This is a genomic window from Mesorhizobium sp. M1E.F.Ca.ET.063.01.1.1, from assembly GCF_003998155.1.
Lineage (GTDB): Bacteria > Pseudomonadota > Alphaproteobacteria > Rhizobiales > Rhizobiaceae > Mesorhizobium.
Genome location: NZ_RZSC01000925.1, coordinates 1 through 2,041 on the forward strand (window position 1 = coordinate 1; position 2,041 = coordinate 2,041).

The window sequence follows — 2,041 nt, forward strand, 5'->3', positions numbered from 1 at the left end:
GTATCGGCATCGACTGTCGCGAGAAGCTTCGCAGTCCGGCCATCTCCGGCAACCGACACGCTCCACTGGACGCCCGCTGTGGCCTGCACCGCAGCCAGCCTTACATCGGCCATCAGCTCATCCATGGCCAACTGCCCACCACCGTCCACAATCACCGAAACCTTCGGTCCCAAGCGCTGCGTTAGTCCGGCTTCTTCGATGGCCATCCGGACCCGCTCGGCCAACGGAAGCGGGTCGGCGATCTCTTGCGGATCGATGCCCGCCAGCGGCCCGATCTCGACCGGAACACCGCTGCGCACCTCGATGCCCAGCGCATCCACTTCCGCCGCCAGCAGCCGCGCGCTTGCCGCCGTCAGGCCGCGGATCTGCAGGCTGCCGCGGGCGGTCACTTCCATGATGCCGTTGCCGTGACGCAGCGCGGATTCGCAGAGTCCGATCAGCGACTTGGGGGAAAGTCCTCCAGCGACCGGATTGAGCCGCACCAGCAGCCCGTCGCCGGTTTGCATCGGGGCGGACAAAGCGGGGCAGGCGCCGCGGCGCGAAAAGGCGTTCATGCCGCCACTCCCTGGGCTTCGGCAATGAGTGCCGTGAGATCGTCGTCGATGGAATTGCGTTGCGGATGCCAGAGGCCGCGACGCCGCGCCGACAGGAACCGCTCGGCAATGACCTTCGCGGCGGCGGGATTCTCGCGCAGGAGGAAGGCGCGGACTTCCAAGTCGCCGAGATAAGCGTCGTGCACCGCCTCGATCAGCGCACCCGATATCGCATGCGTGGTCTCGGCGAAGCCGACGAGACGGTCGACCGTCTCGGCGAATTCCGAAGCGCCGCGCGGGCCGTGACGCATCTGGCCGGCGATGAAGCGCGGGTTGACCGCGCGGGCGCGCACCACACGCGAAACCGCCTCGCCAACCGAGCGCGGCTTCGGCTTCTTTGGATCAGTCGTGTCGAGCACGATGACATCGGCATTCCTGCCAAGTGCTGCAAGGGCGGCCGAAAATCCGCCGATGAAGGCGACATCGGCGGAGCCTTCGAGAATGTCGCGGCCGGGGTCATCGCCTGTGTGGACGAGCAGATCGGCTTCGGCGACGCGATCCTCGAAGGCGCCGGGGGCGGAAATCGCTTCGCCGTTGGCGCCGCCGTACGCATGCGACGTCGCCTCGAGATAGGCGCGGCCGATCTCCTCGCGCACGCCCCATTCGCCGCGCGACAGCAAATCCTCGACACCGGCGCCATAGGTCCCGGGTGAGGTGCCGAAAATGCGCGGGCCGATTTTGCCCTGCGCGCGCGTCGCGGCGGCGAGGGGATTTTCGGTATCGTCTTCGTCGCGGCCGGCGACCGCGTTGGCGGCGGCGTCGATCAGCGCGATCTGGGTCGGGAACATGTCGCGGAACAGGCCAGAGATGCGCCAGGTGACGTCGACGCGCGGCCGGCCGAGCGCCGCCGGCGGCAGCACCTCGATGCCGGTGACGCGGCCGGTCGCTGCATCCCATTGCGGCCGGCAGCCCATCAGCGCCAGGCCTTGGGCGATCTCCTCGCCGCCGGTGCGCAATGAGGCCGAGCCCCAGAGGTCGATGACCAGCGAACGCGGCCAGTCGCCATGGCTCTGCATGTAGCTGCGCACCACTTCTTCCGCAGCCGCCTGGCCGAGATCGTAGGCGGTCGGCGTCGGCATGGTGCGCGGGTCGGAGGTGAAGAGGTTGCGGCCGGTGGGCAGCACGTCGGAGCGGCCGCGCGCCGGAGCGCCGGCGGGGCCGGCCTTGATGTGCTGGCCGTCGAGCGCTTCGAGCAGTGCGGCCTTTTCGGCCTCCGCGCTTTGCCGCCGCAGCGGATCGACCTCGCCCTCCGGCGCGCGGCCGTAGACATGCAGCCCGTCCTTGACGGCGAAATCCTTGAGGTCGCACAGCCAGGCGTCGATGCGGCGCAGCGCCTCGTCCGGAGCGTCGGTGCCGGCAACGCCTGCTTCTGTCGCCAGGCCGGATTTCCGCGCGGACTCGACTATGAGCCGCGCCAGACGATCGCGGCGGCGGCGATCGAGCCCGTC

General features: G+C 69.3%; 1 protein-coding gene and 1 pseudogene. Both read right to left on the reverse strand.

The annotated features are described in order from the left end of the window. A pseudogene (locus tag EOA29_RS34325) lies at positions 1-554 on the reverse strand (precorrin-3B synthase); the annotation flags it as partial. Beyond that, positions 551-2,041 (reverse strand): cobaltochelatase subunit CobN (locus EOA29_RS34330; RefSeq protein WP_189479085.1); only part of this gene is annotated, 1,491 nt, incomplete at its 5' end. The pseudogene EOA29_RS34325 and the gene EOA29_RS34330, both read right to left, overlap by 4 nt.